Below are 21,274 nucleotides of genomic sequence, written 5' to 3'. Positions count from 1 at the left end.
CTTCCCGGCAGGCATGGCAATCCACGAGAAACCGCCCTAGGCGATGCTCTCGATGAACGCGGTCAACTGGGCGACATTTCGGCATTCGTACATGGGGACGACCGTCCCGTACTCGGTCGCCACCGAGTCTCCGGTGTCCCACTGCTGCCGGGGCTCCGGGTTCAGCCAGTACGCGTGCCGGGCGCGCCGGGTCAGCGACTTCAGCGTGTCGAGCGCGGGCTGCTGGTAGTTGGAGCGGGCGTCGCCGAGGATCAGCAGCGACGTCTTCGGCCCGATCGCGTCACCGTAGCGCTCGGCGAACCCCTCCAGCGCGTGGCCGTAGTTGGTCCGGCCGAACCGAACCATGTCGGCCTCGTTCGCCAGCCGCGTCATGGCCTCCACCACGTCGGCGCCGGGCACGAAGAACCGGGTGATCTCGTCCACCGTGTCCACGAACCCGAACGCCCGCACCTTGGTGAACTGCTCCCTCAGCGCGTACGTGAGCAGCAGGGTGAAATGCGCGAACGACGAGACCGAGTCGCTGGTGTCGCAGAGGATGACGAGCTCCGGCTTGTGCGGCCGGGGCGGCTTGAAATGCGTGGTCAGCGGCACGCCGCCGCTCTGCAACGACGCCCGCATGGTCCTGCGGAAGTCGAGCCGCCCGCGCCTGCCCTTCCTGTGCTTGATCGTCAGCCGCGCGGCCAGCCGCCGGGCCAGCGGGTGCACCTCGCGGCGCAGCCTGGCCAGGTCGGCCTTGGTGATGCGCAGGAAGTCGAGGTGGTCGAGCGGCGGGCGCACGGCCGAGCGCGCGATCTTGTCGATGCCGGAGTCCTCGGCGATGCGGCGGCGCACGTCGGCCGACACCGCCTCCTCCAGCCGCCGCGTGTTGGCCGCGACCCGCTGGCGCGCCGTCTTCTCGGCCAGCCCGCCGCGCTCCTGCCCGGCCAGGACCTCGTTCAGGATCCGGGCCATCAGCGTGTCGGGCGACAGGGCCCGCATGACGCTGTAGGAGAACCAGTTCTGCCGGCCCTCCGCCGCCTCCTGCCGCCCGAACCGCTCCACCATGGCCCGGGCGAACTCCCGCATCTCGGCGTCCGTGCTCTGCGTGAGCAGCCCCGCCAGGTAGCCGCGCACCTCCTCCAGAGGCGCCGACTCCAGATCCGGGCGCGGCCCGTACAGTCCGGTCGTCGCCCTCGGGAACCACAGGTCGAACAGCACGTCGAAGCCCGGCCGGTACGCGGGCTTCTTCACCAGCGTCGCCGCGTAGGCGGCGCGCAGCGACTCGCGGTCGGCCAGCTCGATCACCCGCAGCGCCCGCGCCGCGTCGAGCCCTTCCGCCAGCGACACGGGCAGCCCGGCCTCGCGCAGCGCGTGCACGAAGCCGACGTGCCTGTCGACGAGCGAGCTGTGCGGCGCGTGCGTCACGGCGTCGCCAGCCCGAGCTCCTTGACCGCGCGGGCGTGGTCGGAGGCGTGCTTGAGCACCACGCCCAGGGTGCCCGCGACCGTCGCCTCGTCCAGCTCGTCGCGGCCCAGCGCCAGCAGCGTGTTGGCCCAGTCGACGGTCTCCGCCACCGACGGCGCCTTCTTCAGCTCCAGCGACCGCAGCGTCGCCACCGTCCTGGCCAGCTGCTCGGCCAGATCGGCGCGGAGCGTCGGCACCTGGCTCAGCACGATGTCACGCTCGCGTTCCGGGGTCGGATACTCGATGTGCAGGTAGAGGCAGCGCCGCTTGAGCGCCTCCGACAGCTCGCGCGTCGCGTTCGACGTCAGCACCACGAACGGGCGGCGCACCGCCTCGATCGTGCCCAGCTCCGGAATCGTCACCTGAAAGTCGGACAGCAGCTCCAGCAGCAGCCCCTCGACCTCCACGTCCGCCTTGTCCGTCTCGTCGATCAGCAGCACCGCCGGCCCGGCGGACCGGATCGCCTTGAGCAGCGGCCGCTCCAGCAGGAACTCCTCGCCGAAGATGTCGTCGTCGGCGCTCGTCGCCTGGATGCGCAGGAGCTGCTTCTTGTAGTTCCACTCGTACAGCGCCCGTGCCTCGTCCAGGCCCTCGTAGCACTGCAACCGGATCAGCTCGGCTTCGGTGGTCAGCGCCACGGCCTTGGCGAGCTGCGTCTTGCCCACCCCCGCCGGCCCCTCGACCAGCAGCGGCTTGCCCAGCGCGGCAGCGAGGAAGACCGAGGTGGAGATGGCGTCGTCGGAGAGATAGTCCACGGCGGCGAGCCGCTCGGTCACGTCGGCGGGCGAGTCGAACATCGATGCTCCTGTCTGCAGGCCGAACTTTATTCTAGCGCTACGGGCGCCGCTTCGGCCGATTCGACCTGGGTGCTTGGTGCCGGTATATTCCTTCGTGCACGGCGCGCCGCTAGCTCAGTTGGTCAGAGCAGCTGACTCTTAATCAGCGGGTCCGGGGTTCGAGTCCCTGGCGGCGCACCCTGACGGAAGCCCCGGTTCAGTTCGCTGAGCTGGGGTTTCTCGGTTCTCGGAGACCCCCGGGCGAGGTGGAGTCGCGCCGGTGGTTGCTCGCTGGTTGCTCGTCGGTAGGGTTCCGGCGCATGGCTGGTGCTTCGGTCACCGGTTCGTGGCGACGGGGGCCGCCGGTCAGGGATTGTCGTGGGCAATTCGCCCCATCGGCGGTGAACTTCTTGTAGCGGAGGAACTCGTGCTCGGCGGCCTCCGATCGAGTCTTGGCGTAGTGCATGGTCATGGCGGGGGTGAGGCGGCCGAAGTACCTCATCACCACGTGAATGGGAACGCCCGCGTTGATCAAGTCGGTTGCCCGGGTGTGCCGGAAGTGGTGCGTCTGGGAGATGTGAACTGGCCGGCCCATGCTGTCGGTGACGTTCAGCCGCTGGGTGAGGTCTCGTAGCCGTGACTGATAGGTCTCGGCCGGGTAGGGATGCCGGCCGAGCCGGTTGTCGTGCGTGCGCAGGAACAGATAGCGCGGCAGGACTTCGGCGCCGCTCTTCTGATCGTTGAGCATCTGACGTGCGACTTCTTGACCCCGCCTGACCTGGGCGGACTTCCCGATCTTCATGATTGGCAGCCCGCCGGTTGCGTTTAGCCCAGAGTGCCCGGCCCATTCAGCCCGCGCCGCTGCCGGGCGGGTCAGGCAGGCGCGTCGCCGGTGCCGGCGGTGCTCGGTGCGCCTTCGCCGGGCGCCGGTTCGATGACCGGGGCCACGGGCTCCAGCCAGTCGAGCCGCTCCGCCAGGTGGCGGGCGCTGTCGATGACGGTGGCGATGTGCGAAGAGGGGTTGTCCTGGTGCCACAGCAGTGACCAGGGGTAGTGCGTGGCGGGGTCGGTCAGGGGCCGCCAGGTGGTGCCCGGCCGGTTGGAGGAGCGGAAGGAGGAGGGGACACAGTGCACGCAGCGGTGCTGGAGGACGAGGTCTGCGGCGGCCCGGGAGCTCTCGACGGTGCCCTCGTAAAGGGCGGGCGTGAACCCGGCCGAACGGCACAGCGCGAGCACGAACTGGTTGAGCTCCGGGGTCTGCGACTCCTCACCGAGCAGCAACAGCTCGTCGGCCAGAGCGATGACGGGCACGCCGTCGAGTTCGGCGAAGCGGTGGTCGTCGGGCACCAGGACGCCGAGCGGATCGAGCCGGACGAGCTTGGACGTCACCTCGGCCGGGGCCTGGGAGGCGTGTCCGATGGCGATGTCCAGGCGGCCGTCGGCCAGTTGCCGGTACTGTTCGGGAGTGCCCGCCTCGACCTGGTGGATCGTGATGCCGCTGTGGCTCTCCTGGAGTTCGCGCAGGATCTTCGGCATGGTGTCGTAGCCGGCGTCGATGATGCCGACGCGCAGTGTGGGCGTCGAGGCGGCGGCGTTACGCGCGGTCTGCCCGGCCCTGCTGACGTGGTTGAGGATCTGGCGCGCTTCGACCAGGAACGCGGAGCCCGCCGGGGTGAGGGCGACATGGTGGGTGCTGCGGTCCAGCAGCCGTACGCCCACCTCGCGTTCCAGCCGCTGGATCTGCTGGCTCAGCGCCGACTGCACGATGTGTTCACGTGCGGCCGCCCGGCCGAAGTGCAGCTCTTCGGCCAGTGTCACGAAATAGCGCAGTTGCCGTAACTCCATGCCCGCCCCCTTTCTGCCCTGGGCGGCGTCGATGCGGGCTGTCGTCTCCACTGTAGGTCCCCCAGGAGCGGGTGAACCCCGAGGCGGCGGAGAGCGACAGGCCCCTTCGGTCAGTCTCCGGCCGGCGCGCGGGCCTGCCGGCGCGGACCGACGCGTCGGCGTTGGACGCGTTCTCGGTCGGGCCAGTGCACGTCACCCGCCCAGCCGAACCGTTCGAACAGGCCGATCACGGCGGCGGACGGGTCGAGCTGACCGCGGTCGAGGCCGTGGCGGGCGCAGCTCGGTTCGCTGTGGTGGCCGTTGTGCCAGCTTTCGCCGAATGACAGCAGGGCCAGCGGCCACAGGTTCGTCGAGCGGTCGTGGCGTCGGGTCTTGAAGGGCCTGGCACCGATGACGTGGCACAGGGAGTTGACGCTCCAGGTGACGTGCTGGAGCAGCGCGACGCGGATCAGTCCCGCCCAGAGGAAGGCGGTAAGCCCGCCGTACAGGGTGCCGGTGATCGCCCATCCGGCCAGGAACGGCAGCGCCAGCGACAGCGCGCACAGCGCGGGAAAGGCGCGTGCGACGCGGGACATCGCGCGGTCGGCCAGCAGATCGGGGGCGTAACGTTCGGCCGGGGTCGGATCGTCGGCGAACAGCCAGCCCAGGTGGGCATGGACCAGCCCCCGAAGCTGCCCGCGCAGCCCAGTGCCGTACCGGTAGGGCGAGTGGGGATCGCCGGGACGGTCGGTGAAGGCGTGATGGCGGCGATGCACCGCCACCCAGTCGATCACATTTCCCTGGAAGCCCATCGAACCGGTGACCGCCAGCGCCACGCGCAGCCAGGGCCGCGCGGTGAACGAGGAGTGGGTGAGGAGCCGGTGGAAGCCGATCGTCACCCCCAGGCCGGTCACCACGTACAGGATCGCGGCCAGCAGCAGGTCGGTGAGCGTGACTCCCCGGCCCCACGCCAGGAGGACCGCGGCGCCGAGCGCGACGAACGGCAGCACCACGATCGCCCCCGTCAGGGCCACCTGGAGCCGCCCGGCCGGAACGTGGTCCTCCGCCTCGGGGAAGGGCGAGGTGCCGTCGTAGTCCTGGCGGCGTTCCGCCACCTGTTCGGAAATGGTCATAGATCTCTTTCCTCTCGTCTTTACGGTGCGGCTATACGGTGCGGCGGTGCACGTAGCACCAGCGCCAGGTCGGATTCGTCCCCAAGGCGGCGGCCACCGGGTGGTCGGTCTCCTGGTAGTGGGCCTTGGCGTGGCCGCCCCGCGAATCGTCGGAACAGGCCACCCAGCCGCAGGTCAGGCACACCAGCAGGCGTGTCCAGGTGCGGCCGAGGGACAGGCACTGTTTGCATTCGGGCGGTCCGTGCCGCACTTGGGGGAGTTGGTCGATGTGCTCGCAGCGTGGGACCTGACCGTTCAGGCCTGCGCGGGCTTTCGCGTCCGTTCCTTGTGCGTCCAGGGTCATCACGACCCCCTCACGGTGACAGCGACGCGAGGTGCGCCGGCTGGTCACTCACCAGTCAAAGCTCTCGGCCGGCTGTGCGGAAACAGGCAATCCCAGCTAGCCTCATCAGCTGAGGCGATCGCGAGCCGGCGGGTACGTTCCCACGATGCCTGATCGAACGTCCCGACTCGGAGCCAAGGACGGCAGGTGGATGATGGCCGATGCCCGGCCTCCGCAGCGGCCAGGCCCTGACAGTGGCCTGGATGAGGCCCTGGCCGACGTTTTGAAGGCGGTCAGCACGGCCTCGCGCGCTCTCGCCCTCCGGGACGCGATGAGCATCGCCTGTCATGGTGACCGGCAGCGGCTCGCCGCGTGCCTGGAGGCGATGGCGCCGGGTCAGCTCGCCGAGGTGGCCGCCGCCGCACGCCTGGTCAGCGCCGCAGCCGACCAGGCGCTGGCCGGGAAGGTCCGCGACGGAGGCGCGCCACCGCCCGCCCCGGCCTCTGCCTGCCGTACGGCCCCATGAGCCCGCCACCGCCCGCCTCGGATTGGGTCAATCCTGCTGCTCGGGTCCCTTCTCAGGAGGTACGGGTTGCCCGGGTGATTTCGGGACCGGTGCTGCCGGGAGGGGAATCGGGTCGTCCTTGAAGAGCTCCGGCACGGCCCGGTAGAGAATGGCGGTGATCGGCACGGCCACGACCGCGCCCGCGATCCCGGCCAGGATGCCGCCGACGGCCAGCACGATGATGATCGCGAGCGGGTGGAAGTGCAGGACCCGGCCGACGATCAGCGGCTGGAGCACGTGGTTCTCCAGTTGCTGCTCCACGATCAGGATGCCGATGAAGATCAGCGCGTAGACGGGGCCCTTCGCGCCCAGCGTGACCAGCGTCGCGACCGCACCGGCGAAGAGGATGCCGACGATCGGGACGAAGCTGGCCAGGAAGATCAGTACGGCCAGTGCCGCCCACAGCGGGACTCCCATGACGGCCAGCACCAGCCCCATGAGCACGCCGTGCACCGCGGCCACGGCCACCGTGCCCTGCACGTAGTGGGACAGCGTGGTCCAGGCGGTCCGCCCGGCCCGGTCGACCCGCGGCGCCATCCGGCCGAACCTCTTGAGGAACCAGGACCAGATCCGGTCGCCGTCCTTGAGCAGGAAGAACGTCACGAACAGCAGGAGCACGATCGAGGCCAGCACCTCGACCACCACCACGGTGCCCACGAGGACCGTCGAGGTGATCTGCTGCTGCCGCTCGGTGACGAACTTGGCGATCTCGTCCACCCAGCCGCTGAGCTGGATGGGCTTCAGGTGCAAAGGCCCGGAGTAGAGCCAGTTCTCCACCGTCTTGGCCGTCTGCCTGACCTGCGTCACCAGGCCGGGGAACTCCGCGTTGGCCCGCACGCCGATGATCCACCCCGTCCCGCCCAGCACGGCCAGGGCGACGAGCATGGTGATCCAGGTGGCGTAGATCGCCCGCAGCCCCGACGCCCGCAGCCGCCGGGTGAGCGGGAACAGCAGCGCGGTCAGCAGCAGGGCGATCGCCACGGGCAAGGCTATGAGGCGCATCGACGCCACGAAACCGAACACGTAGTTGGCCACGACGCCGATGACGATCAGGCACGCGCACCAGGCGGCCATCTTGGCCAAGGTCGCCGGCACTAACCGCAGCAGGCGGTCCTGAGGTGAATCCATGGACGGGTACTTCCCTCCCGGGCGGAATCAGGCGTGCTTCCAGGCTCCCGGTCGGGGAAACAAAGAATAAAAATCGCCTTATGGGTAGGCCATCCGCCCTACCAGCTTCTCACGACGGCAGGGTGAGCCATCTTCTGCGAAACGACCGCGGCACGTGATCACGGCCGCGTCCCCCCGACGTACCGGCTCCGGGCATGAGCGCCGTCCGGCGCTGGGCGGGCTGGCTGGCGAGAGGCTGGGAGCGGGCCAGGAGCAGGTACGGGTGGCTGGATCACGTGGTGCGCGCCCTGATCCGCTACGACAAGGTCGACGCCGGTCGCCTGTCGGCGGCTCTCACGTACTACGCCTTCTTCGCCACCTTCGCCCTGGCCCTGCTGGGGTTCGCCGTCCTCAGCCGCGTCCTGGACCACCCGGCGGTGCTGAGCGGGATGCAGCGCTACCTGAGCGACACCTTCCCGCGCCTTGACGTCCAGGCGCTGCGCGACGCCGGAGGAACAGCCGGGCTGGTGGCCTGTGTGGTGCTGCCCCTGACGGGCCTGTACTGGATGGACACGCTGCGCTCGGCGACCAGGGCGATCTGGCGGCTGGAGGAGTATCCGGGCAACTTCTTCCTGCGCCAGATCATCGACCTGGGCGTCATGGTGGGGCTCGGGACACTGCTCTCGCTGTCGCTCACCGTCGTCTTCGCCGCGGAGTGGGTGCTGAGTCTGCTTGCGGTGAACACCGTGGGCGTGCAGGCCGCCCCCGCCCAATGGATGCTGTCGGTGGCGGCGTTCGTGCTGGGAATCGGGGTCAACACCCTGCTGGCCATGGCGCTGCTCACCGCGCCACCGCGGCTGCACCTGTCGCCGCGACGGGTGATCGGGCCGGCGCTGGTCATCACGATCGGCTTGGAGATCCTCAAGACCCTGGGTCAGGCCGTGCTCAACCTCACCGCCGCGAACCCCGCGTACCAGGTCGTCACCGGGGCGGTGGCGATGCTGCTCTTCCTCAAGGTGCTCAACCAGCTCATCCTGTTCGCCACCGCGCTGGCGGCCACCAGCACCACCGGAGACGTCACCGACCTGGCTGTTCGGGCAGGCCCGCCGAAAGCGTGAGCCGCGATCAGCTCCGGCGATGAGCTTTGCGCGGAACGCCGCTTCGGTCACCGACGTGCCACCGTCGACGACCTCGTCCGGCTGGCCACTGTCAGGGCGTGTCGGGCACGCCTGCCTCGGCGCTGTCTGTCTTCGACACACGCGCCGACACCACGTTGGCGAGGTTGATGACTATGCCGTTAACGTCGGCTTCGCGATCATGTCTTGCCCGGATCAACACCAGGCTGCGCCGCTCGTCTACAGCACGAGCGATCGCCGCCACCGCCTCCGGCTCTCCGTCGAAGTCTCCGCTGATCACGGAGACGTCTTCGCCGCCCATCAGGTGGAATCGAATGATCAGTGCGACATTCTCAGGCACGGCCGGCTCCTTTCGCGAGAATCCGCAAGGGGCCCCTGCCTAGGGTCGAACGCTGTAGGCGGTGGCCCTCCGCATTCGCCTACCGTGGCGCGGACGCGGTGCCCTCCAGCCGGGCGGGGATACGGAGTGTCGGTCGCGGCACCCGGTCCGAACCGGTTTGCTGCTCTGGTCAGTGGTCGGTGATGAGGGCGTCCAAGGCGGCTTCCTTGTCGGCTTCGGTGGGGTCGTCACTCAGGCCGACGGCGTCGCCGAGGCCGGTGATGTCGCGGGGGCGCGGTCGCTCAGCCGGCCGCCGCGGTGGTTGAGGAACAGCGCGGCGTGGGTGCCGGCTCCCTTCCAATCGGCGCGGGACTGCAGCCCGTCGGTGAAGTCGTCGATGGCCGACAGGTAGGTGTCGATGGTGTTGGGGGCGCGGCGGCCGTTCTTCAGATGCCGGCGGAAGTCGCGCACGGCGCCGGCTGCGGTCGGGTCGATGAGCGGATCGCCGTCCAGGGCGCCGGCGTCGGCCTGGTCGGCCAGCCAGGCCAGGTGACCGCGCAGCCGGGAGGCGTACTCGGTCTTGGTGGAGCCGGCCAGCGGGGCGTGCGCGAGCGCGGCGGTGTAGTCGGCCAGGACGACAGCGTGCGGAGCGGAAAGCGGCCGAGCCCGCGACCGGCCCGTGTTCCGGAAGCTGCTCCGTCCGGTTCCGCGAGCTCTGCGGGCTCGTTTCCGGATGTCACCCCCTCAGTCCACTTCCGGAATTGCCGAATTTCGGAAGCCATGCCGTACACTGAGAGTACCGAGGTCTTATCGAGCGTTGGCATTCAGGTCCGCGTCGCCCCCGGCGAACCACCACCGGCCTCTTCGGAGGCCTGGACAGGTCAGGCGACCATGACGCCGACGCTTCTTTCTCAACCCGCACCGCTCAGCCCCGCCTCGCCCGCGATCCCTCGGGTCGATTCCGCGCTACGGCTCAGCCTCAGCCCGGTGCCGAACAGGCTGGCTGTGGTGGACGGGGCCTGGTGGCCCTCCTCCCATGACGCGGCCGCCGAACTGCCCGCCCTCATCGCCGCCGTGGACCGGCTGCTGGATCGGGTCACGCTCCGCATAGGCCTGCACCGTGACGTGTGGCAGAACATTCCGCGCCGTATCCCCGCGCGCGGGCGGCAGGTCCGCATCGGCTGGTTCCGCCACACGGACCCGCGCGTGATCACTCTCAGCTTCGCCACCGGCGAGCCGGTCGGCCTGCTGATCGTCCCTTCGGGCACCGCCGCCGGCGCAGCCGAGGCCACGCTCAAGCTCACCGCCCAGGACATCGCCGGCATGAGCATCGACGCCATCCTCACCCTCGCGCATCTGCCCGCCGGCCCCGCTCCGCGTGCCACGGCCGACGGATCGGCCCGCTGGGAGGACGAGGGCGGGTCGGTCATCGGGCAGGCAGCGCAGCCATCCATGGGACGGCCGACGCCGTCGCCATGACCCGTGCCGCCTGCCGGCCGGATCGAGCGGTCCTGGCACCGCCCGTACTGGCGGCGGGCCGATCTCCGGCCGGCAGGCATCTCATCACTTTCAGCTTCTCCCGTGAGGAGACATTCCATGACCGTCATCGACACCGCCCCGCTCGCCGGGGTGAGCGCCTCGGCGCCGACCCTGGTGCATCTGTCAGGGGACATCGACATCTTCACCACAGCCCGGCTGCGCCGCCGGCTGATCAACACCCTCGATCACAGCACCGACCTGCTGGTCCTGGATCTGTCCCAGGTCACCTTCTGCGGGGCAGGCGGGTTGGGCGTGCTGGTCGGCGTGCAGAGCCGTGCCCGGACACGGGGCATCACGCTGGCCCTGACCGGCATTCCCCCGCGCATGGCTGGATTGCTGCGCATCACCGGCCTGGACCGCCGCTTCCCGGTCATGGCGTGACCGGCATGCCGACCGGTGACCCTGACCGTGGCGATCGTCATCGCGCCTTTCCTCGCGCCGGCGTCGGCAAGCACACACTGCGCACCAGCACGCCCGGGAGACGTTAGCCCTGGTCAGCACGCTTGAAACAAGCTCGTACCGCATGGGGGAGACGATCTATTGTGAGGGGAGAGGCTCCAGGGGAAGGCGTCAAGGTGACGGGTGATGGTGAGCGGACGCTGGGCGGCCTGCTGGACGCCACTGCGAGCGGCTTGAGGCGATCCGGATCGACGCCACCATGGCCGGGCGCGCCTTCCGCGGCGTGGAGATCGTCGAGGCCCGGCATGTGATGGATCCCGCCGCTCCTGAGAGCGTCCCTGCCTCGTCGGCCGGCGAGGGACCGCAGCGACTATGGGTGCCGTTGCTTGAGCGGCACCGAACGGGTCGGCGTCCTGGGAGTGAGCGTGCAGCGGGGATCTGAGGCTGCGGCATTGCTGGCCTCGCTCGTCTCGCTGCTGCTGATCAGTAAGCGCCCCTACAGCGATTCCTACGCCCGCCTGGTCCGCGCCCGGCCGATGACGTTGCCGGCCGAGGTGTTGGGGAATGTGCTGCCGCCTGAGGGCTTCGCCGATGACAGGGTGGTGGTCAGCGCCGCGCTGGAGCCGGCCTACGAAGTGGGCGGCGATGCCTACGACTACGCGATCGACGGCGACACCCTGCATGTGTCGATCTTCGACGCGATGGGGCACGACACCGCGGCCGGGCTCACCGCCACCATCGCCATCGGGTCCGCTCGCACCAGCCGCCGCCAGGGCACGAACCTGCCCGCGACGAGCGAGGCCATCGACGCGGCGATCGCCGAGCAGAGCACCGGCCGGCTGGCCTGGGTCAATCGAGGTCACCATCCGCCGTTGGTGATCCGAGGCGGCCAGCAGGTCGCCACCTTGACCAGCGTGCCCGACCCACCGATGGGTCTCGGCCTGGACCTGTCCACCGGCCTGCTGCACTACCAGCTCGAACCCGGGGACCGGCTGCTGTTCTACACCGACGGCATCATCGAGGCCCAGCCCGAACGGGGAGCTGTTCGGGCTGGAGCTGTGGTCGAGGTCGGCGAGTTGCAGCACCTTGGCCACATGTGGGCGGGGAGCGGCCAGGGCGATGACGATGTCCAGGGCTCCTGCCTGGTCCCGGATCCCGACCACGACGCTCAGCCCGGCAGCATCGCAGAACGACACCCCGGACAGGTCGAGGTTGAGCAGGCCGGTGCTGCGGTGCAAGGCTCCCTGAAGGCGCTCGCGTACGGCCTCGCTGGTGCTGAGGTCGAGCCGCCACACATGCGCACGACGGTGGCGGCTGCGGGACGAGCCACAGAGCCGCCTCGGGAGAGGGGTCGAGAGTGGTCATGAGGTGTCAACCGGGCCGCGCCGACGCCTGGAGGTCGAGACCGGGTGTCTGGTGCCAGCCGGTCAGCTCGAGCAGGCGTCGCATCTGTGCAGGCGCCGAGCGCAGCGTCAGAACCTGGTCGCCGTCGCCCTTGTGGATGGCGGTGGCGGTGACGACGAAGGCACGCAGGCAGCCGACGTCGATGAATTCCAGGCCGCTCAGATCCACGCAGAAGTCGTCGTCCCCGCTCGCCAGTGCGGCCAGCGCGCGCTTCAGCGCCGGCAGGGTGGCGTAGTCGAGCTCGCCCTCGAACCGCAGACCCGCACGCTCGGCGAGCGGGGTGATGCGGAGGAGGCCGTCGGCGGTGACGGTGGTGGCGGAGGTCGGGAGAAGCGCGGTAACAAGCCGTTCGATCAGGGCGGCGAGCACGAGTGCGGACGCGCTCGCAGTGTGGGTGTTCATGCCGGGCTCCTACGGGGGAGACAAGGGGGCAGCCGGTTCGAGGCGGCGGCGTGAACACGTTGCTGGACGCCGGCGTGAGCGGTGTCGTGCGTGCAGTGCTTCGATCGTCCGGCAGGCCGGTCGGAGCGGTAGTCACCAGACCTGCGTGGCAGCGCGCCTATCGGGTGTCGCCGCGGTTGCTGCCGGGGTGTTTCGTGATGTACTGCACGGCCCAGTGAAGGACATGGTCGGCGACGCGTTCCCATTGGGGGGCGGCAAGGGCGAAGTGCGGCATGCGGGCGAACTCGTGGTAGTTGGTGTGCGCGCGGGACTTCTGATAGCGCTGGTAGGTCTGCCGTACCAGGGTGGCGGGGACGGTGTGATCGGCGCCGCCGGCGACCAGGAGCAGCGGGGCGCGCGTGTCGTTGCGCACGTCGACTCCGGTGGCGGGGTGCCGTCGCAGGTTGGCGGTGGCGGCCTGGAACAGCGGCCGGCCCGGGGCGGGTACGTGGTAGCGCTGGTAGAGCCCGTCCGACTCCTGCGCGGTCAGGGTGTTGGTGAACGCGTAATGGAACTGTCCGGCGCTCAGCGCCACGGTGCGGGAGCGGTTGGCGGGGTTGGACAGGACCGGGAAGGCCGAGCGCAGGCTGCTGAGCGGCTGTCTCAGCACGCCCTGGATCGGGGTGGGGTGGATCGCGACGCCCGCGGCGCCGAGGCCGCGGTCCAGCAGGATCTGGGTGATGAGGCCGCCCATGGAGTGGCCGACGATGACGGGGGGCTGGGACTGCTCCCTGATGATCTTCTCGTAGAAGTCGGCCACCTCGGTGACGCCCAGGCCGTTCATGACTTCCGGGTTCTTGCGCAGCGCCTCGACCTCGATCTCCATCCCGGGCCAGGCCGGGGCGGACACCTCGTGGCCGCGTTCGGCGTAGCGCTCGATCCAGTGCTCCCAGGCGCGAGGGGTCAGCCACAGCCCATGAATGAGGACGACGGGGGGCTTGGCCTCGGTGCTTTCGGTCATGGGTCTCTCCTATGGAGTCATCGAGCAGGCGGCCGGCAGTCAGGAGGTCGAGAGCCGGGCTGTCCCCTTCAGCGCACAGGAGTCCACGGCCAAGGGAAACGGGCAATTCTTGCGCCGCTCATCTGCGGAGCTGATAACCGGTGCCTTCGGTGACCGGCACGGCAGCGGCGCCACCGCCGTGTCCGGCGGCGGGCGGCGTACTGTGAGTGTTGTGACCTATCAAGACGTGCCGACCGACCCGCCGCATGACGCGGTGGTCCCGGTGACCGCACTCGTGGACGCCTGCCGGCACTTCGCCACCCACGTACGACTCCTGGCTGACCAGCTCGGTGCGGTGGAGCTGAGCGATGACGACGTCGAGCGGGTCCACAACGCCGTCCATCAGGTTTTCACCGCGGCGGGGCTGGCGGGCGCCCTCGCCACCGGGCTGCAACGGCACACCGGCGAACAGGACTGCCCTCACTACAACGTGCTCACCGACGCCGAATGGGCCCCGCTGGCCGAGGGAGGCCGACACGGGCGCAAGGCCGTCTACGGCTGTGAGCTTCAGCCCGGCCACGCGGGCGCTCACGCGGCGCATGTCCAGGTCCTGCCCGGACCGGACCGGTTCATCTGGATCCGCTGGGACCTTCGCGCCCGCGAACTCGTCACGTTGCCGCCGTGCCCGGCCGAACGCGCCGACTCCGACCCCGACCCGCGCTCCCCCTACGGGGACGAGCCGGCGCCCTGCCTGCTGTTCGAGGGGCATGTCGGGCCACACCGCTACTGACCCGGATCCGGATCGCCCGCAGCGGGCCGCCGCCTCGGCCCAGCACGGGTCAGGTGGTCGCGGGCGGCGCGGTCGCAGGATCGGTGACGCGGCCGCCCTCGTTCTCCCAGGAGGCCGTGCCGTCCCTGCCGGGTGAGCCCTTCGCGGAGGCGGCGGGTCGCAGGATGTCGGCGGGGCGGACGCCGACCGTGCCGGAGGCGGCAAACGCGAGTGCGGTCTCGGCGGGGCCGGCCGCGGTGCTGGGCGGGATGACCAGCAGGGTGACGGGTGCGCTTCCCGCGATGCTCAGGGTGATCAGGTGCGGATCGGCGCTGCGGAACCAGCCCACCCTGACCTTGCGGCCCCCGACCGTGGTGCGGCGCGGGATGTGATCCCAGGCGTCCAGATGCACGCCCACACGCAGGACGGCCCTGCCGAGCCGCCGGTCGACGGCGGAGATGAGGGCGGGCAGTTCGGCGGCGGCGTCGCGGGTGTGCGGCCACCACGCCCCGTCGACCGTGCCTCGCCGGTCGAGGGCGGCGTTCAGGCTGAGCCTGGGCGCGGATGGGGTCTCGGGAGCAGAGCCTGCCGGGGAGAGAAGTGCGGTCATCATGGTTGCACGGCCTTTCGGGCCCTCGTCCAGGGGGGCCGGAACCGGTCTATCGCCGCGGGCGACGCCAACTCGGATGTCAACGCTCGAAATGTCCTCGGTAATTTCTATTATACCTCTTCGCGCGAGGCCGGAAGAGGCGTCGATCAGCCGCTGGGGGAATCGCCGCGAAAAAGGGTGCTGTTATCGGCTGCGGTGATAATCAGGCCGGTGATTGCCTGTTTCCCGTTCGCGCCGGAAAGGCCATCCTGGGACCAAGGTCGCGTTGCGTCCGGAGTAGTCGAAGGGAAGCGCCATGAGCCTGACCAGGAAGATCAAGTCGAGAGTACGGGCCGTTCAAGGGTGGGTCATGCTCAACTTCGGCCGCGCCACCGGAAATCAGCACCTGGAGTCGAAGGGCTTGGCCATCCGGTCCGAAAATGACCCGGGGCGGCACGACGAGAAATCCGGGGGAACGTTCAAGAACTGATCCCGGAGATCGGCGACGACATCGAACAAGCGGGCCTGGAATATTCGCGCTTCGGTGGATCAGAAATTGCGGACACAAACCTGGAGAAGCCATGAATCAAGTCATTGTCGTGGGCACGGACGGTTCGGACGCCGCGACCGCGGCTGTCGAGTGGGCCGCCGACGACGCCGCTCGTGCCGGGGCCCGGCTCCGCATCGTCCACGCCGTGGAGCGCACGCCGTACGAGATCGCGAAGTTCTCCGCCCCCGGCCAGGATGATGTCATCGCGCTCAGCGCGCAGAGCGTGCTGAGCGACGCCGAGACGGTGGCACGCAAGCGACAGCCCGGCATCGATGTCGACTGCGAGCTGCTCCAGGGCGCCGCCGCGGCGAGGTTGCGCAACCAGGCCGGCGACTCAGCCGAGATCGTGATCGGCGGCAGCGGCCTCGGCGGCTTCCCCGGAGCCGTGCTGGGCTCGGTGAGCACCCACGTGGCCGGGTACGCGCACGGCCCGGTCGTCGTCGTCAGATCCGCCCCCGACACCGCCCACGGGGAGGTCGTCGTCGGGCTCGAGGACTATCACGCCTGCGAGCCCGCCCTTGCCTACGCCTTCGAGCAGGCGATGCTGCGCGCGAGCACGCTGCGCGCCGTCCATGCGTGGCAGCCGCCGGCGCACGCCCACATCCCGGAAAGCGCTCATGACCTGGACGAGATTCACGCGGCTCAGTGCCGGACCGCGGCCACCGTCCTCCAGGGCTGGCGGCAGCGGTATCCGCAGGTTCAGGTGATAGAGGACGTCCGTCGCGCCCACCCCGTTGACGCTCTCACCCGCGCTTCTGAAGGGGCGGACCTGGTGGTCGTGGGCTCCCAGGGCAGAGGGGCGATCGGCACCGTGATGCTCGGATCCGTCACCCTCGGGGTCTTGCACGCCGCACGCGCCTCCGTCGCGGTGGTGCGGCCATGAGGGGACCTCACCGCTGCTGAGCCCACCGCGGGCCCGACGCGCGAAGCTGCCGGGCTCGCGTTCTCCCGGCCTCGGCCGGGGCCAGCATGGCTCAGTCGTCCTGCGCCGCGTCGAGAAGGTGCGCCCCGGCGTCGTGCAGGGTGATGCCGTGGCCCACCGCGTGGTCGGCCGGCGCCCCTTCCCGTGTCGCGCTGGTCGCCTTGAAGCGGGTGTCGCGGGTCGGACCGTCGCCGACGAGGTGGCCGAGCAGCTGGCCGGCGCGGTCGTACACGGCCCACCGCCCGGTGCCCACCTGCGGCATGGAGGCCGGGTTGTCCTTGAGCCACTGCGCGTTGGCCGCGTGATCGGGCCGCTCGGCGGTCTTGTTCGGGTGGGAGGATGCCTGTGCGGCATGACCTTCGGTTTTGCGAGCACTGCTCATGTCGCGTCTCGCTCTCTGATGATGGCTGATGTCTCCGAGATGTCGGAGAAGCACTTTCAGCCTTGCACCACAGGGTATGGCACAGATCCCACTGCACGCGTGATCACAGGCGATACCGAGCCAGCGCGTCGGCGGACACAACCGCTCCTCATCGGGGATCACCCCTGACAGCCGACCGTGGACCGCCGGCTGTCCCCGACCGGGAGCGGTACGCCTACCTTGAGAGGAACGCGTGACCCAGAGCACGTCCGATGATCCAGGTCGGTGGTGGGCGACGCAGCGGAGTTCTGGCGGGAGGATTTCGGCCATCTGGGCGCCGCCGGGCCGGCCAGATGCTCAGGGCCAACGCCGCCCCCGGCGCAGGACTCCCCCGCTCGAGCCGCCCCCGCGCCCACCGCCCTGTACCGGGCCATGGTCCGCCTCACCCACCCCGTCTCCGGCATCGAGGAAGACACGGAGTAGATCAGACAAGCGTGGCGACCACCGAAGCCCACGCCCTCCATCACGCTCAGGTAGGCCTTCGAGGAACCTGAGTGCAGAGATTGGCGGTAGATAGCTGATCTTGATGCCGGTTCGATGACGGCCGCTGATCCTGCTGATCGCAGGTCATACGGTCCGGGGCCATGCCTTTCGAATTCCTCTCCGATGAGCAGGTCGCCCGCTACGGACGCTTCCCCGAAGAGCCGTCCCCGGCGGAGCTTGAGCAGTTCTTCCGCCTGACCACACAGCACTGGGAGTCTTGGAGACCGAGCGCCGTCCGGCGACCAGGCTGGGATGGGCTGTGCAGTGGGGGACGGTTCGCATGCTCGGGGTGTTCCTGACCGAAGACCCGCTCGCCGTCCCGCCCGAGGCCGTGGCCTTCGTGGCCGAGCAGGATGCGGCTGGATCGGCTTGCCAGGCCGGGATCAGAAGCGTTCGTAGGTGACGCGCCAGCCTTCTGATGCGTCCGTCGGCCTGAGGAGCAGCGTGTCATCCGAGACCTTGAAGGTGCGTGTCAGGCGCTGGCCGATGAGGTCGGGCACCAAGGATGACTGGATCGTCATGGTGAACGTCCGGGCGGTCTCATCGACGGTGTAGGTCCCGTAGTAGGCCTCATACCCGGTCCTGGTGTACGGCGTGTCCGCGGCCTTGGCATGGGGATTCATGGCCTGCACCGCCACGCCGCCGGACTCGGTGAAGATGATCTGGCCGGAGTGCGGCACGGTTGCGGGTTCCCGGCGGTGCCTGTCTCCAGCGAAGTCATCCGCCACGAGCCGACGAGCGGTGAGGTGCCGTCCGGTGTCGCGCCGGCGGAGGTGCTGGGGGAGGGGGAGGATTGAGCGGTGCTGGGCTGGGCACAGGAAGCGGTGGACGCCATCGTGCGTGCCAGTGCGAACGCGAGCGAGATGCTCTTCAGCTTGCTCATGTACCCAAACACGCTCACTGCGCTGGCTGACCCGTCGCCGAAACGACCCGTGAGCCCTGAGGCCATGGGGTGGTGGCCTGTGCGGTTCAAGAATCGCGCACGGCCCGCGCCTTGGTGGCGATTCCGGCGGCCAGACCCGCGGCCTGCAGCACGGCCAGGACGATGACCCCGGTGCGGAATCCGGCGGCACCGCCCGAGGCCAGGCCGTAGGCGAGGGCTGCAAGTGACGGCCCGACGGTGAAGGCCAGGGTCCGGACGGTCATGCCCACACCGGCGCCCGTGCCGATCATGCCGGGCGGGGTCGCGGCCAGCATGGCGGTGTTGACCGGGACGTTGAACAGGCTCTGCCCGATGCCGACCAGCGCGAGCCTCCACGCCAGGTCGGCCACGCCCGCGTCCTGGCCGAGCGTGAGCATGCTCACCGTACCGGCGAGGGTGAGGGCGCCGCCGGCGCCGAGGACGAGGCGGGGCGGGTAGCGGTCGGCCAGCCAGCCGCTGATCGGCGAGCCCAGCGCAACGGCGCCGATGAAGAACAGCATCGACAGCCCCATCATCCCCGCGCCGCCGTGCAGCACGTCCGAGACGTAAAAGGGCAGCAGGAAAAGCGTGAGCCCGATGTAGGAAGCCATCAGCAGCAGCGACAGCAACGGCAGCCCGAACGCCGGGCGCCGGGCCAGCTTGATGATCGGGCGGGACGACCGCAGCCGCACCCACCAGGCCGTCAGTACCACCGTCAACACTGCCAGGACGGCGGCGGCTGCCACGGCGCCGACCTCGATCCGGTCGAGCGCCAGCAGCAGGGCGGTGACGGCACCGCCGAGCACGAGCGTGTCGCCGAGCAGCGACCGGCCGGGCGCCGGCAGCCCGCCCTTCCCGCGTGGCAGAAGGCGGCCGCCGAGCCACAGCACGAGCACCAGCACGGGCAGCTTGATCAGGAAAACCGGGCGCCAGCCCCAGCCGTCGGCCACCAAGCCACCGAGTGGGGCGCCTGCCAGGGAACCGACCGGCATGATCGTCGCCACGTATCCCAGGGCCCGGCCACGCTGCTCGGGCCGCACGCTCGCCGCCACGATCGGCATGTAGACGGCGGCGACCAGCGCGCCCATGACGCCCTGCAAGAACCGGGCCGCCAGCAGGATCCAGAACGCGGGGGCGGCCGCGGTCACCAGGCTGGTCAGCCCGACCCCCGTCACCGCGAGCAGGAAGACCGCCCGGGCGTCCGCGTGGTCCACCCAGCGCCCCAGCGGGATAGCCAGGGCCGCCGCCGGCAGCGCGTACGCCAGGATCACCCACTTGGCCGCCGCCGAACCGACGCCCAGCTCCGTACCGATGGCCGGCAGCGTTACGGAGGCGAGGCTCATCTCCAGGGTGACCATGAGCATGGCCAGGCCCATCGCCAGGATCGGACCCCAGCGAACGGGCTCGGTGGTCGCCGGCTCCGGGGCTTCATCGGAAAGTCGCGTCATGGCGCCGACCGTAGGAATCCATGCCCGGCCGCCGCCTCTGCCGGACGACTGGGATCGCGACCCGGACACGAACCCGGTCACGTGACCGAGGCGGACCCAGGACGGCCGCTCTTAGCGTCGTCACCAGCAAGAGCACAGCAACAACCGAGAGGATCGACCCGTGTCGAGCGATCCACTGCACGTAGCCGTCATCACCGGCAGCACCCGCGAAGGCAGGTTCGGCCCAACTGTGTCCTCCTGGTTCCTCCAACAGGCCGCCCGCCGCGACGACCTGACGGTGGACGCCATCGACCTGGGTGAGACACGCTTGCCAGACGCGCTCAGCAGCGAGCCGACCCCCGAGGTGGCGGCCGTGTCGCCAAGGCTCGCCGCCGCTGACGCGTTCGTCGTGGTGACGCCCGAGTACAACCACAGCTTCCCCGCCTCACTCAAGAGCGCCATCGACTGGCACTACACCGAGTGGCTGGCCAAGCCCGTCGGCTTTGTCTCGTACGGCGGGATTGCCGGTGGGCTGCGCGCTGTGGAACAGCTCCGGCAGGTCTTCGCCGAGCTGCACGCGGTGACCCTGCGCGACACCGTCAGCTTCCACGCCGCCGGGGAGTTGTTCGACGAGGCCGGGGGACTGCGGCAGCCCGACGCGCCCGCCGTCGCGGCCAAGGTTCTGCTCGACCGGCTCGTCTGGTGGGGCTGCGCGCTCCGCCACGCCAGGACGGTCCAGCCGTACGCCGTCTGAGCCGCCCAGCATCGCTTCGGCGCCGACAGCAGGCCCGCGCCGAGAAGAAACCGACGATGACAGGAGTTCGATCATGCACGCCATCCGACTGTACGAGTTCGGCCCGGCCGAGAACCTGCGGTACGAGGAGGTCCCGGATCCCGAGCCGGGTCCCGGCCAGGTCCGCATCGCGGTGAAGGCCGCCGGAGTTCACCTGCTCGACACCGCGCTGCAGGCGGGCCGGGGCGACCTGCTTCCCTTCCCGCTCCCCGAACTCCCGGTGACGCCCGGCCGTGAGGTTGCCGGGGTGGTGGACCAGGTGGGCGAGGGCGTGGACGAAAGCTGGCTCGGCCGTCGCGTGGTCACCCACCTGGGCCTGGTCAACGCCGGATACGCCGAGCTGGCCCTGCGGGAGGTCGAGGCGCTGTTCCCGTTGCCCGACGGACTGACGTACGAGGCGGCGGTCGCGATGGTCGGGACCGGCCGGACCGCGCTGAGCATCCACCACATCGCGCAGGTCGAGCCCGACGACGTCGTGCTCGTGACCGCGGCGGCCGGCGGTGTCGGCACGCTGCTCGTCCAGGCGGCACGCAACGCCGGCGCCACCGTGGTGGGTGTCGCGGGCGGGCCGGCCAAGGTCGAACGCGTCCACGCCTCGGGCGCCCACATCGCGGTCGACTACGACGAGCCGGGGTGGTCCAAGACGGTGCGTGAGGCGCTGGACGGCCGCGACGTGACCGCCGTGCTCGACGGTGTGGGCGGTGCCGCGGGCCGCGAGGCGCTGGAGATGCTCGGCATGGGCGGCCGTATCCTGCTGTTCGGCTGGTCTGCCGGCTCGCTGACCGAGATCACCGGCCAAGACCTGGTCAACAGGATGCTGTCGGCCACGGTCCCGCTCGGCCCCCGGATGATGCGCGTACCGGGCGGGCTGCGCGCCATGCAGCAGAAGGCGCTGGACGAGGCGGCGAGCGGGCGGCTCGTCCCGGCGGTGCAGGCGTTCCCGCTGCGCGAGGCGGCGCGGGCGCACACGGCGCTCCTCGAACGCCGAACGGTTGGCAAGGTCGTCCTGCTTCCGTAGTAGACACCGCGGGCAGATGCGTGGGGCGACGCGGCAGGACTGGAACGGGGATG

Annotated in this window: 25 protein-coding genes, 1 tRNA gene and 2 pseudogenes; 12 read left to right on the top strand and 16 right to left on the bottom strand. The window is 70.0% G+C overall.

Annotated elements, in window-relative coordinates; translation table 11 throughout:
• Nucleotides 1-36 precede the first annotated feature (36 nt).
• A complete protein-coding gene (locus ACBI99_RS01960) occupies nt 37-1,404 on the bottom strand; it encodes a VWA domain-containing protein (protein WP_375071548.1) in 1,368 nt (455 codons plus the stop codon).
• Nucleotides 1,401-2,240: a MoxR family ATPase gene (locus ACBI99_RS01955; RefSeq protein WP_357593684.1), complete on the bottom strand. Its 840-nt coding sequence runs from the start codon at nt 2,238-2,240 to the stop codon at nt 1,401-1,403. The genes ACBI99_RS01960 and ACBI99_RS01955 overlap by 4 nt, the downstream gene beginning before the upstream one ends.
• A gap of 103 nt (nt 2,241-2,343) precedes the next feature.
• On the opposite strand from ACBI99_RS01955, the gene ACBI99_RS01950 reads away from it, so the two are divergent.
• A tRNA-Lys gene (locus tag ACBI99_RS01950) sits at nt 2,344-2,417 on the top strand.
• Nucleotides 2,418-2,436: 19 nt separating this feature from the next.
• Here the strand turns inward: ACBI99_RS01950 and ACBI99_RS01945 are convergent.
• The 4 genes from ACBI99_RS01945 to ACBI99_RS01930 all read right to left on the bottom strand — a co-directional run bounded on the left by ACBI99_RS01945 (nt 2,437) and on the right by ACBI99_RS01930 (nt 5,426).
• Nucleotides 2,437-3,021, bottom strand: coding sequence for a tyrosine-type recombinase/integrase (locus ACBI99_RS01945; RefSeq protein WP_375071547.1), 585 nt, complete (start codon nt 3,019-3,021; stop codon nt 2,437-2,439).
• A 71-nt stretch (nt 3,022-3,092) separates the two neighbouring features.
• Nucleotides 3,093-4,115, bottom strand: coding sequence for a LysR family transcriptional regulator (locus ACBI99_RS01940; RefSeq protein ID WP_375071546.1), 1,023 nt, complete (start codon nt 4,113-4,115; stop codon nt 3,093-3,095).
• Nucleotides 4,116-4,174: 59 nt separating this feature from the next.
• Entirely contained in the window at nt 4,175-5,176 is a 1,002-nt protein-coding gene (locus tag ACBI99_RS01935) for a fatty acid desaturase (protein ID WP_357593679.1), read from the bottom strand.
• Nucleotides 5,177-5,207: 31 nt separating this feature from the next.
• Nucleotides 5,208-5,426, bottom strand: coding sequence for a UBP-type zinc finger domain-containing protein (locus ACBI99_RS01930; protein ID WP_375071545.1), 219 nt, complete (start codon nt 5,424-5,426; stop codon nt 5,208-5,210).
• Nucleotides 5,427-5,664: 238 nt separating this feature from the next.
• Here ACBI99_RS01930 and ACBI99_RS01925 point away from each other — a divergent pair, with 238 nt between their 5' ends.
• Nucleotides 5,665-6,024 (top strand): hypothetical protein, encoded by a 360-nt coding sequence (locus tag ACBI99_RS01925; protein ID WP_357593677.1) that lies wholly within the window; start codon nt 5,665-5,667, stop codon nt 6,022-6,024.
• Nucleotides 6,025-6,051: 27 nt separating this feature from the next.
• Here the strand turns inward: ACBI99_RS01925 and ACBI99_RS01920 are convergent, their stop codons facing one another.
• Nucleotides 6,052-7,191, bottom strand: coding sequence for an AI-2E family transporter (locus ACBI99_RS01920; RefSeq protein ID WP_357593675.1), 1,140 nt, complete (start codon nt 7,189-7,191; stop codon nt 6,052-6,054).
• Between the two features lie 194 nt (nt 7,192-7,385).
• Here ACBI99_RS01920 and ACBI99_RS01915 point away from each other — a divergent pair, with 194 nt between their 5' ends.
• The gene (locus tag ACBI99_RS01915; RefSeq protein WP_219503170.1) at nt 7,386-8,288 is read left to right on the top strand and encodes a YihY/virulence factor BrkB family protein; all 903 of its coding nucleotides are present in this window, start codon (nt 7,386-7,388) and stop codon (nt 8,286-8,288) included.
• Between the two features lie 91 nt (nt 8,289-8,379).
• Here the strand turns inward: ACBI99_RS01915 and ACBI99_RS01910 are convergent, their stop codons facing one another.
• Nucleotides 8,380-8,646, bottom strand: coding sequence for a hypothetical protein (locus tag ACBI99_RS01910; RefSeq protein ID WP_375071544.1), 267 nt, complete (start codon nt 8,644-8,646; stop codon nt 8,380-8,382).
• 231 nt (nt 8,647-8,877) lie between these two features.
• Nucleotides 8,878-9,096: a hypothetical protein gene (locus ACBI99_RS01905; RefSeq protein WP_219503166.1), complete on the bottom strand. Its 219-nt coding sequence runs from the start codon at nt 9,094-9,096 to the stop codon at nt 8,878-8,880.
• A 420-nt stretch (nt 9,097-9,516) separates the two neighbouring features.
• On the opposite strand from ACBI99_RS01905, the gene ACBI99_RS01900 reads away from it, so the two are divergent.
• From ACBI99_RS01900 to ACBI99_RS01890, 3 genes and pseudogenes are all read left to right on the top strand, one after another.
• On the top strand, nt 9,517-10,104 hold the full coding sequence (locus ACBI99_RS01900) for a DUF5994 family protein (protein WP_375071543.1): 588 nt from the start codon (nt 9,517-9,519) through the stop codon (nt 10,102-10,104).
• Nucleotides 10,105-10,221: 117 nt separating this feature from the next.
• Nucleotides 10,222-10,545, top strand: coding sequence for an STAS domain-containing protein (locus tag ACBI99_RS01895; RefSeq protein ID WP_375071542.1), 324 nt, complete (start codon nt 10,222-10,224; stop codon nt 10,543-10,545).
• Nucleotides 10,546-11,099: 554 nt separating this feature from the next.
• Nucleotides 11,100-11,549: pseudogene (locus ACBI99_RS01890) on the top strand (PP2C family protein-serine/threonine phosphatase); the annotation flags it as partial.
• 126 nt (nt 11,550-11,675) lie between these two features.
• Here ACBI99_RS01890 and ACBI99_RS01885 read toward each other — a convergent pair.
• From ACBI99_RS01885 to ACBI99_RS01875, 3 genes and pseudogenes are all read right to left on the bottom strand, one after another.
• Nucleotides 11,676-11,858: pseudogene (locus ACBI99_RS01885) on the bottom strand (STAS domain-containing protein); the annotation flags it as partial.
• A gap of 76 nt (nt 11,859-11,934) precedes the next feature.
• Entirely contained in the window at nt 11,935-12,369 is a 435-nt protein-coding gene (locus tag ACBI99_RS01880) for an STAS domain-containing protein (RefSeq protein WP_357593667.1), read from the bottom strand.
• 157 nt (nt 12,370-12,526) lie between these two features.
• A complete protein-coding gene (locus ACBI99_RS01875) occupies nt 12,527-13,369 on the bottom strand; it encodes an alpha/beta hydrolase (RefSeq protein WP_375071541.1) in 843 nt (280 codons plus the stop codon).
• A 211-nt stretch (nt 13,370-13,580) separates the two neighbouring features.
• Between ACBI99_RS01875 and ACBI99_RS01870 the strand changes: the two genes are divergently transcribed.
• Nucleotides 13,581-14,138, top strand: a complete 558-nt coding sequence (locus ACBI99_RS01870) for a hypothetical protein (protein WP_357593663.1) — start codon at nt 13,581-13,583, stop codon at nt 14,136-14,138.
• A gap of 49 nt (nt 14,139-14,187) precedes the next feature.
• Here the strand turns inward: ACBI99_RS01870 and ACBI99_RS01865 are convergent, their stop codons facing one another.
• Nucleotides 14,188-14,730 carry a DUF5994 family protein gene (locus ACBI99_RS01865; RefSeq protein ID WP_219503144.1) on the bottom strand — a complete coding sequence of 181 codons (543 nt, stop codon included), beginning with the start codon at nt 14,728-14,730 and terminating at the stop codon, nt 14,188-14,190.
• 292 nt (nt 14,731-15,022) lie between these two features.
• Here ACBI99_RS01865 and ACBI99_RS01860 point away from each other — a divergent pair, with 292 nt between their 5' ends.
• Together ACBI99_RS01860 and ACBI99_RS01855 are read left to right on the top strand one after the other, a co-directional pair.
• Entirely contained in the window at nt 15,023-15,196 is a 174-nt protein-coding gene (locus tag ACBI99_RS01860; RefSeq protein ID WP_375071540.1) for a hypothetical protein, read from the top strand.
• A 91-nt stretch (nt 15,197-15,287) separates the two neighbouring features.
• Nucleotides 15,288-16,139 (top strand): universal stress protein, encoded by an 852-nt coding sequence (locus ACBI99_RS01855; protein WP_357593657.1) that lies wholly within the window; start codon nt 15,288-15,290, stop codon nt 16,137-16,139.
• Between the two features lie 91 nt (nt 16,140-16,230).
• On the opposite strand, the gene ACBI99_RS01850 is transcribed toward ACBI99_RS01855, so the two are convergent.
• The gene (locus ACBI99_RS01850; protein WP_357593655.1) at nt 16,231-16,560 is read right to left on the bottom strand and encodes a hypothetical protein; all 330 of its coding nucleotides are present in this window, start codon (nt 16,558-16,560) and stop codon (nt 16,231-16,233) included.
• A 730-nt stretch (nt 16,561-17,290) separates the two neighbouring features.
• Between ACBI99_RS01850 and ACBI99_RS01845 the strand changes: the two genes are divergently transcribed.
• Nucleotides 17,291-17,485 carry a DUF4158 domain-containing protein gene (locus ACBI99_RS01845; protein ID WP_375071676.1) on the top strand — a complete coding sequence of 65 codons (195 nt, stop codon included), beginning with the start codon at nt 17,291-17,293 and terminating at the stop codon, nt 17,483-17,485.
• Here the strand turns inward: ACBI99_RS01845 and ACBI99_RS01840 are convergent.
• Entirely contained in the window at nt 17,466-17,810 is a 345-nt protein-coding gene (locus ACBI99_RS01840) for a lipocalin-like domain-containing protein (protein WP_219503129.1), read from the bottom strand. The genes ACBI99_RS01845 and ACBI99_RS01840 overlap by 20 nt on opposite strands.
• A 241-nt stretch (nt 17,811-18,051) precedes the next feature.
• The gene (locus ACBI99_RS01835; RefSeq protein WP_375071539.1) at nt 18,052-19,431 is read right to left on the bottom strand and encodes an MFS transporter; all 1,380 of its coding nucleotides are present in this window, start codon (nt 19,429-19,431) and stop codon (nt 18,052-18,054) included.
• A gap of 160 nt (nt 19,432-19,591) precedes the next feature.
• Between ACBI99_RS01835 and ACBI99_RS01830 the strand changes: the two genes are divergently transcribed.
• Both ACBI99_RS01830 and ACBI99_RS01825 read left to right on the top strand, forming a co-directional pair.
• Entirely contained in the window at nt 19,592-20,164 is a 573-nt protein-coding gene (locus ACBI99_RS01830; protein WP_219503123.1) for an NADPH-dependent FMN reductase, read from the top strand.
• A 73-nt stretch (nt 20,165-20,237) separates the two neighbouring features.
• The gene (locus ACBI99_RS01825; protein ID WP_219503120.1) at nt 20,238-21,221 is read left to right on the top strand and encodes a zinc-binding dehydrogenase; all 984 of its coding nucleotides are present in this window, start codon (nt 20,238-20,240) and stop codon (nt 21,219-21,221) included.
• Nucleotides 21,222-21,274 lie beyond the last annotated feature (53 nt).

This window comes from Nonomuraea sp. ATR24, assembly GCF_041950485.1.
GTDB classification, from domain to species: Bacteria; Actinomycetota; Actinomycetes; order Streptosporangiales; family Streptosporangiaceae; genus Nonomuraea; species Nonomuraea ceibae.
The sequence above is the reverse complement of the archived record's forward strand: the minus strand, read 5'-3'. Positions and strand labels throughout refer to the sequence as shown.

What these genes read in the sequence shown, in the direction of transcription:
- ACBI99_RS01955 (WP_357593684.1), bottom strand. Translation starts at nt 2,240, where the DNA reads ATGTTCGACTCGCCCGCCGACGTGACCGAGCGGCTCGCCGCCGTGGAC.
- ACBI99_RS01945 (WP_375071547.1), bottom strand. Translation starts at nt 3,021, where the DNA reads ATGAAGATCGGGAAGTCCGCCCAGGTCAGGCGGGGTCAAGAAGTCGCA.
- ACBI99_RS01935 (WP_357593679.1), bottom strand. Translation starts at nt 5,176, where the DNA reads ATGACCATTTCCGAACAGGTGGCGGAACGCCGCCAGGACTACGACGGC.
- ACBI99_RS01925 (WP_357593677.1), top strand. Translation starts at nt 5,665, where the DNA reads ATGCCTGATCGAACGTCCCGACTCGGAGCCAAGGACGGCAGGTGGATG.
- ACBI99_RS01920 (WP_357593675.1), bottom strand. Translation starts at nt 7,191, where the DNA reads ATGGATTCACCTCAGGACCGCCTGCTGCGGTTAGTGCCGGCGACCTTG.
- ACBI99_RS01915 (WP_219503170.1), top strand. Translation starts at nt 7,386, where the DNA reads ATGAGCGCCGTCCGGCGCTGGGCGGGCTGGCTGGCGAGAGGCTGGGAG.
- ACBI99_RS01900 (WP_375071543.1), top strand. Translation starts at nt 9,517, where the DNA reads ATGACGCCGACGCTTCTTTCTCAACCCGCACCGCTCAGCCCCGCCTCG.
- ACBI99_RS01895 (WP_375071542.1), top strand. Translation starts at nt 10,222, where the DNA reads ATGACCGTCATCGACACCGCCCCGCTCGCCGGGGTGAGCGCCTCGGCG.
- ACBI99_RS01880 (WP_357593667.1), bottom strand. Translation starts at nt 12,369, where the DNA reads ATGAACACCCACACTGCGAGCGCGTCCGCACTCGTGCTCGCCGCCCTG.
- ACBI99_RS01875 (WP_375071541.1), bottom strand. Translation starts at nt 13,369, where the DNA reads ATGACCGAAAGCACCGAGGCCAAGCCCCCCGTCGTCCTCATTCATGGG.
- ACBI99_RS01865 (WP_219503144.1), bottom strand. Translation starts at nt 14,730, where the DNA reads ATGATGACCGCACTTCTCTCCCCGGCAGGCTCTGCTCCCGAGACCCCA.
- ACBI99_RS01860 (WP_375071540.1), top strand. Translation starts at nt 15,023, where the DNA reads ATGAGCCTGACCAGGAAGATCAAGTCGAGAGTACGGGCCGTTCAAGGG.
- ACBI99_RS01855 (WP_357593657.1), top strand. Translation starts at nt 15,288, where the DNA reads ATGAATCAAGTCATTGTCGTGGGCACGGACGGTTCGGACGCCGCGACC.
- ACBI99_RS01850 (WP_357593655.1), bottom strand. Translation starts at nt 16,560, where the DNA reads ATGAGCAGTGCTCGCAAAACCGAAGGTCATGCCGCACAGGCATCCTCC.
- ACBI99_RS01835 (WP_375071539.1), bottom strand. Translation starts at nt 19,431, where the DNA reads ATGACGCGACTTTCCGATGAAGCCCCGGAGCCGGCGACCACCGAGCCC.
- ACBI99_RS01825 (WP_219503120.1), top strand. Translation starts at nt 20,238, where the DNA reads ATGCACGCCATCCGACTGTACGAGTTCGGCCCGGCCGAGAACCTGCGG.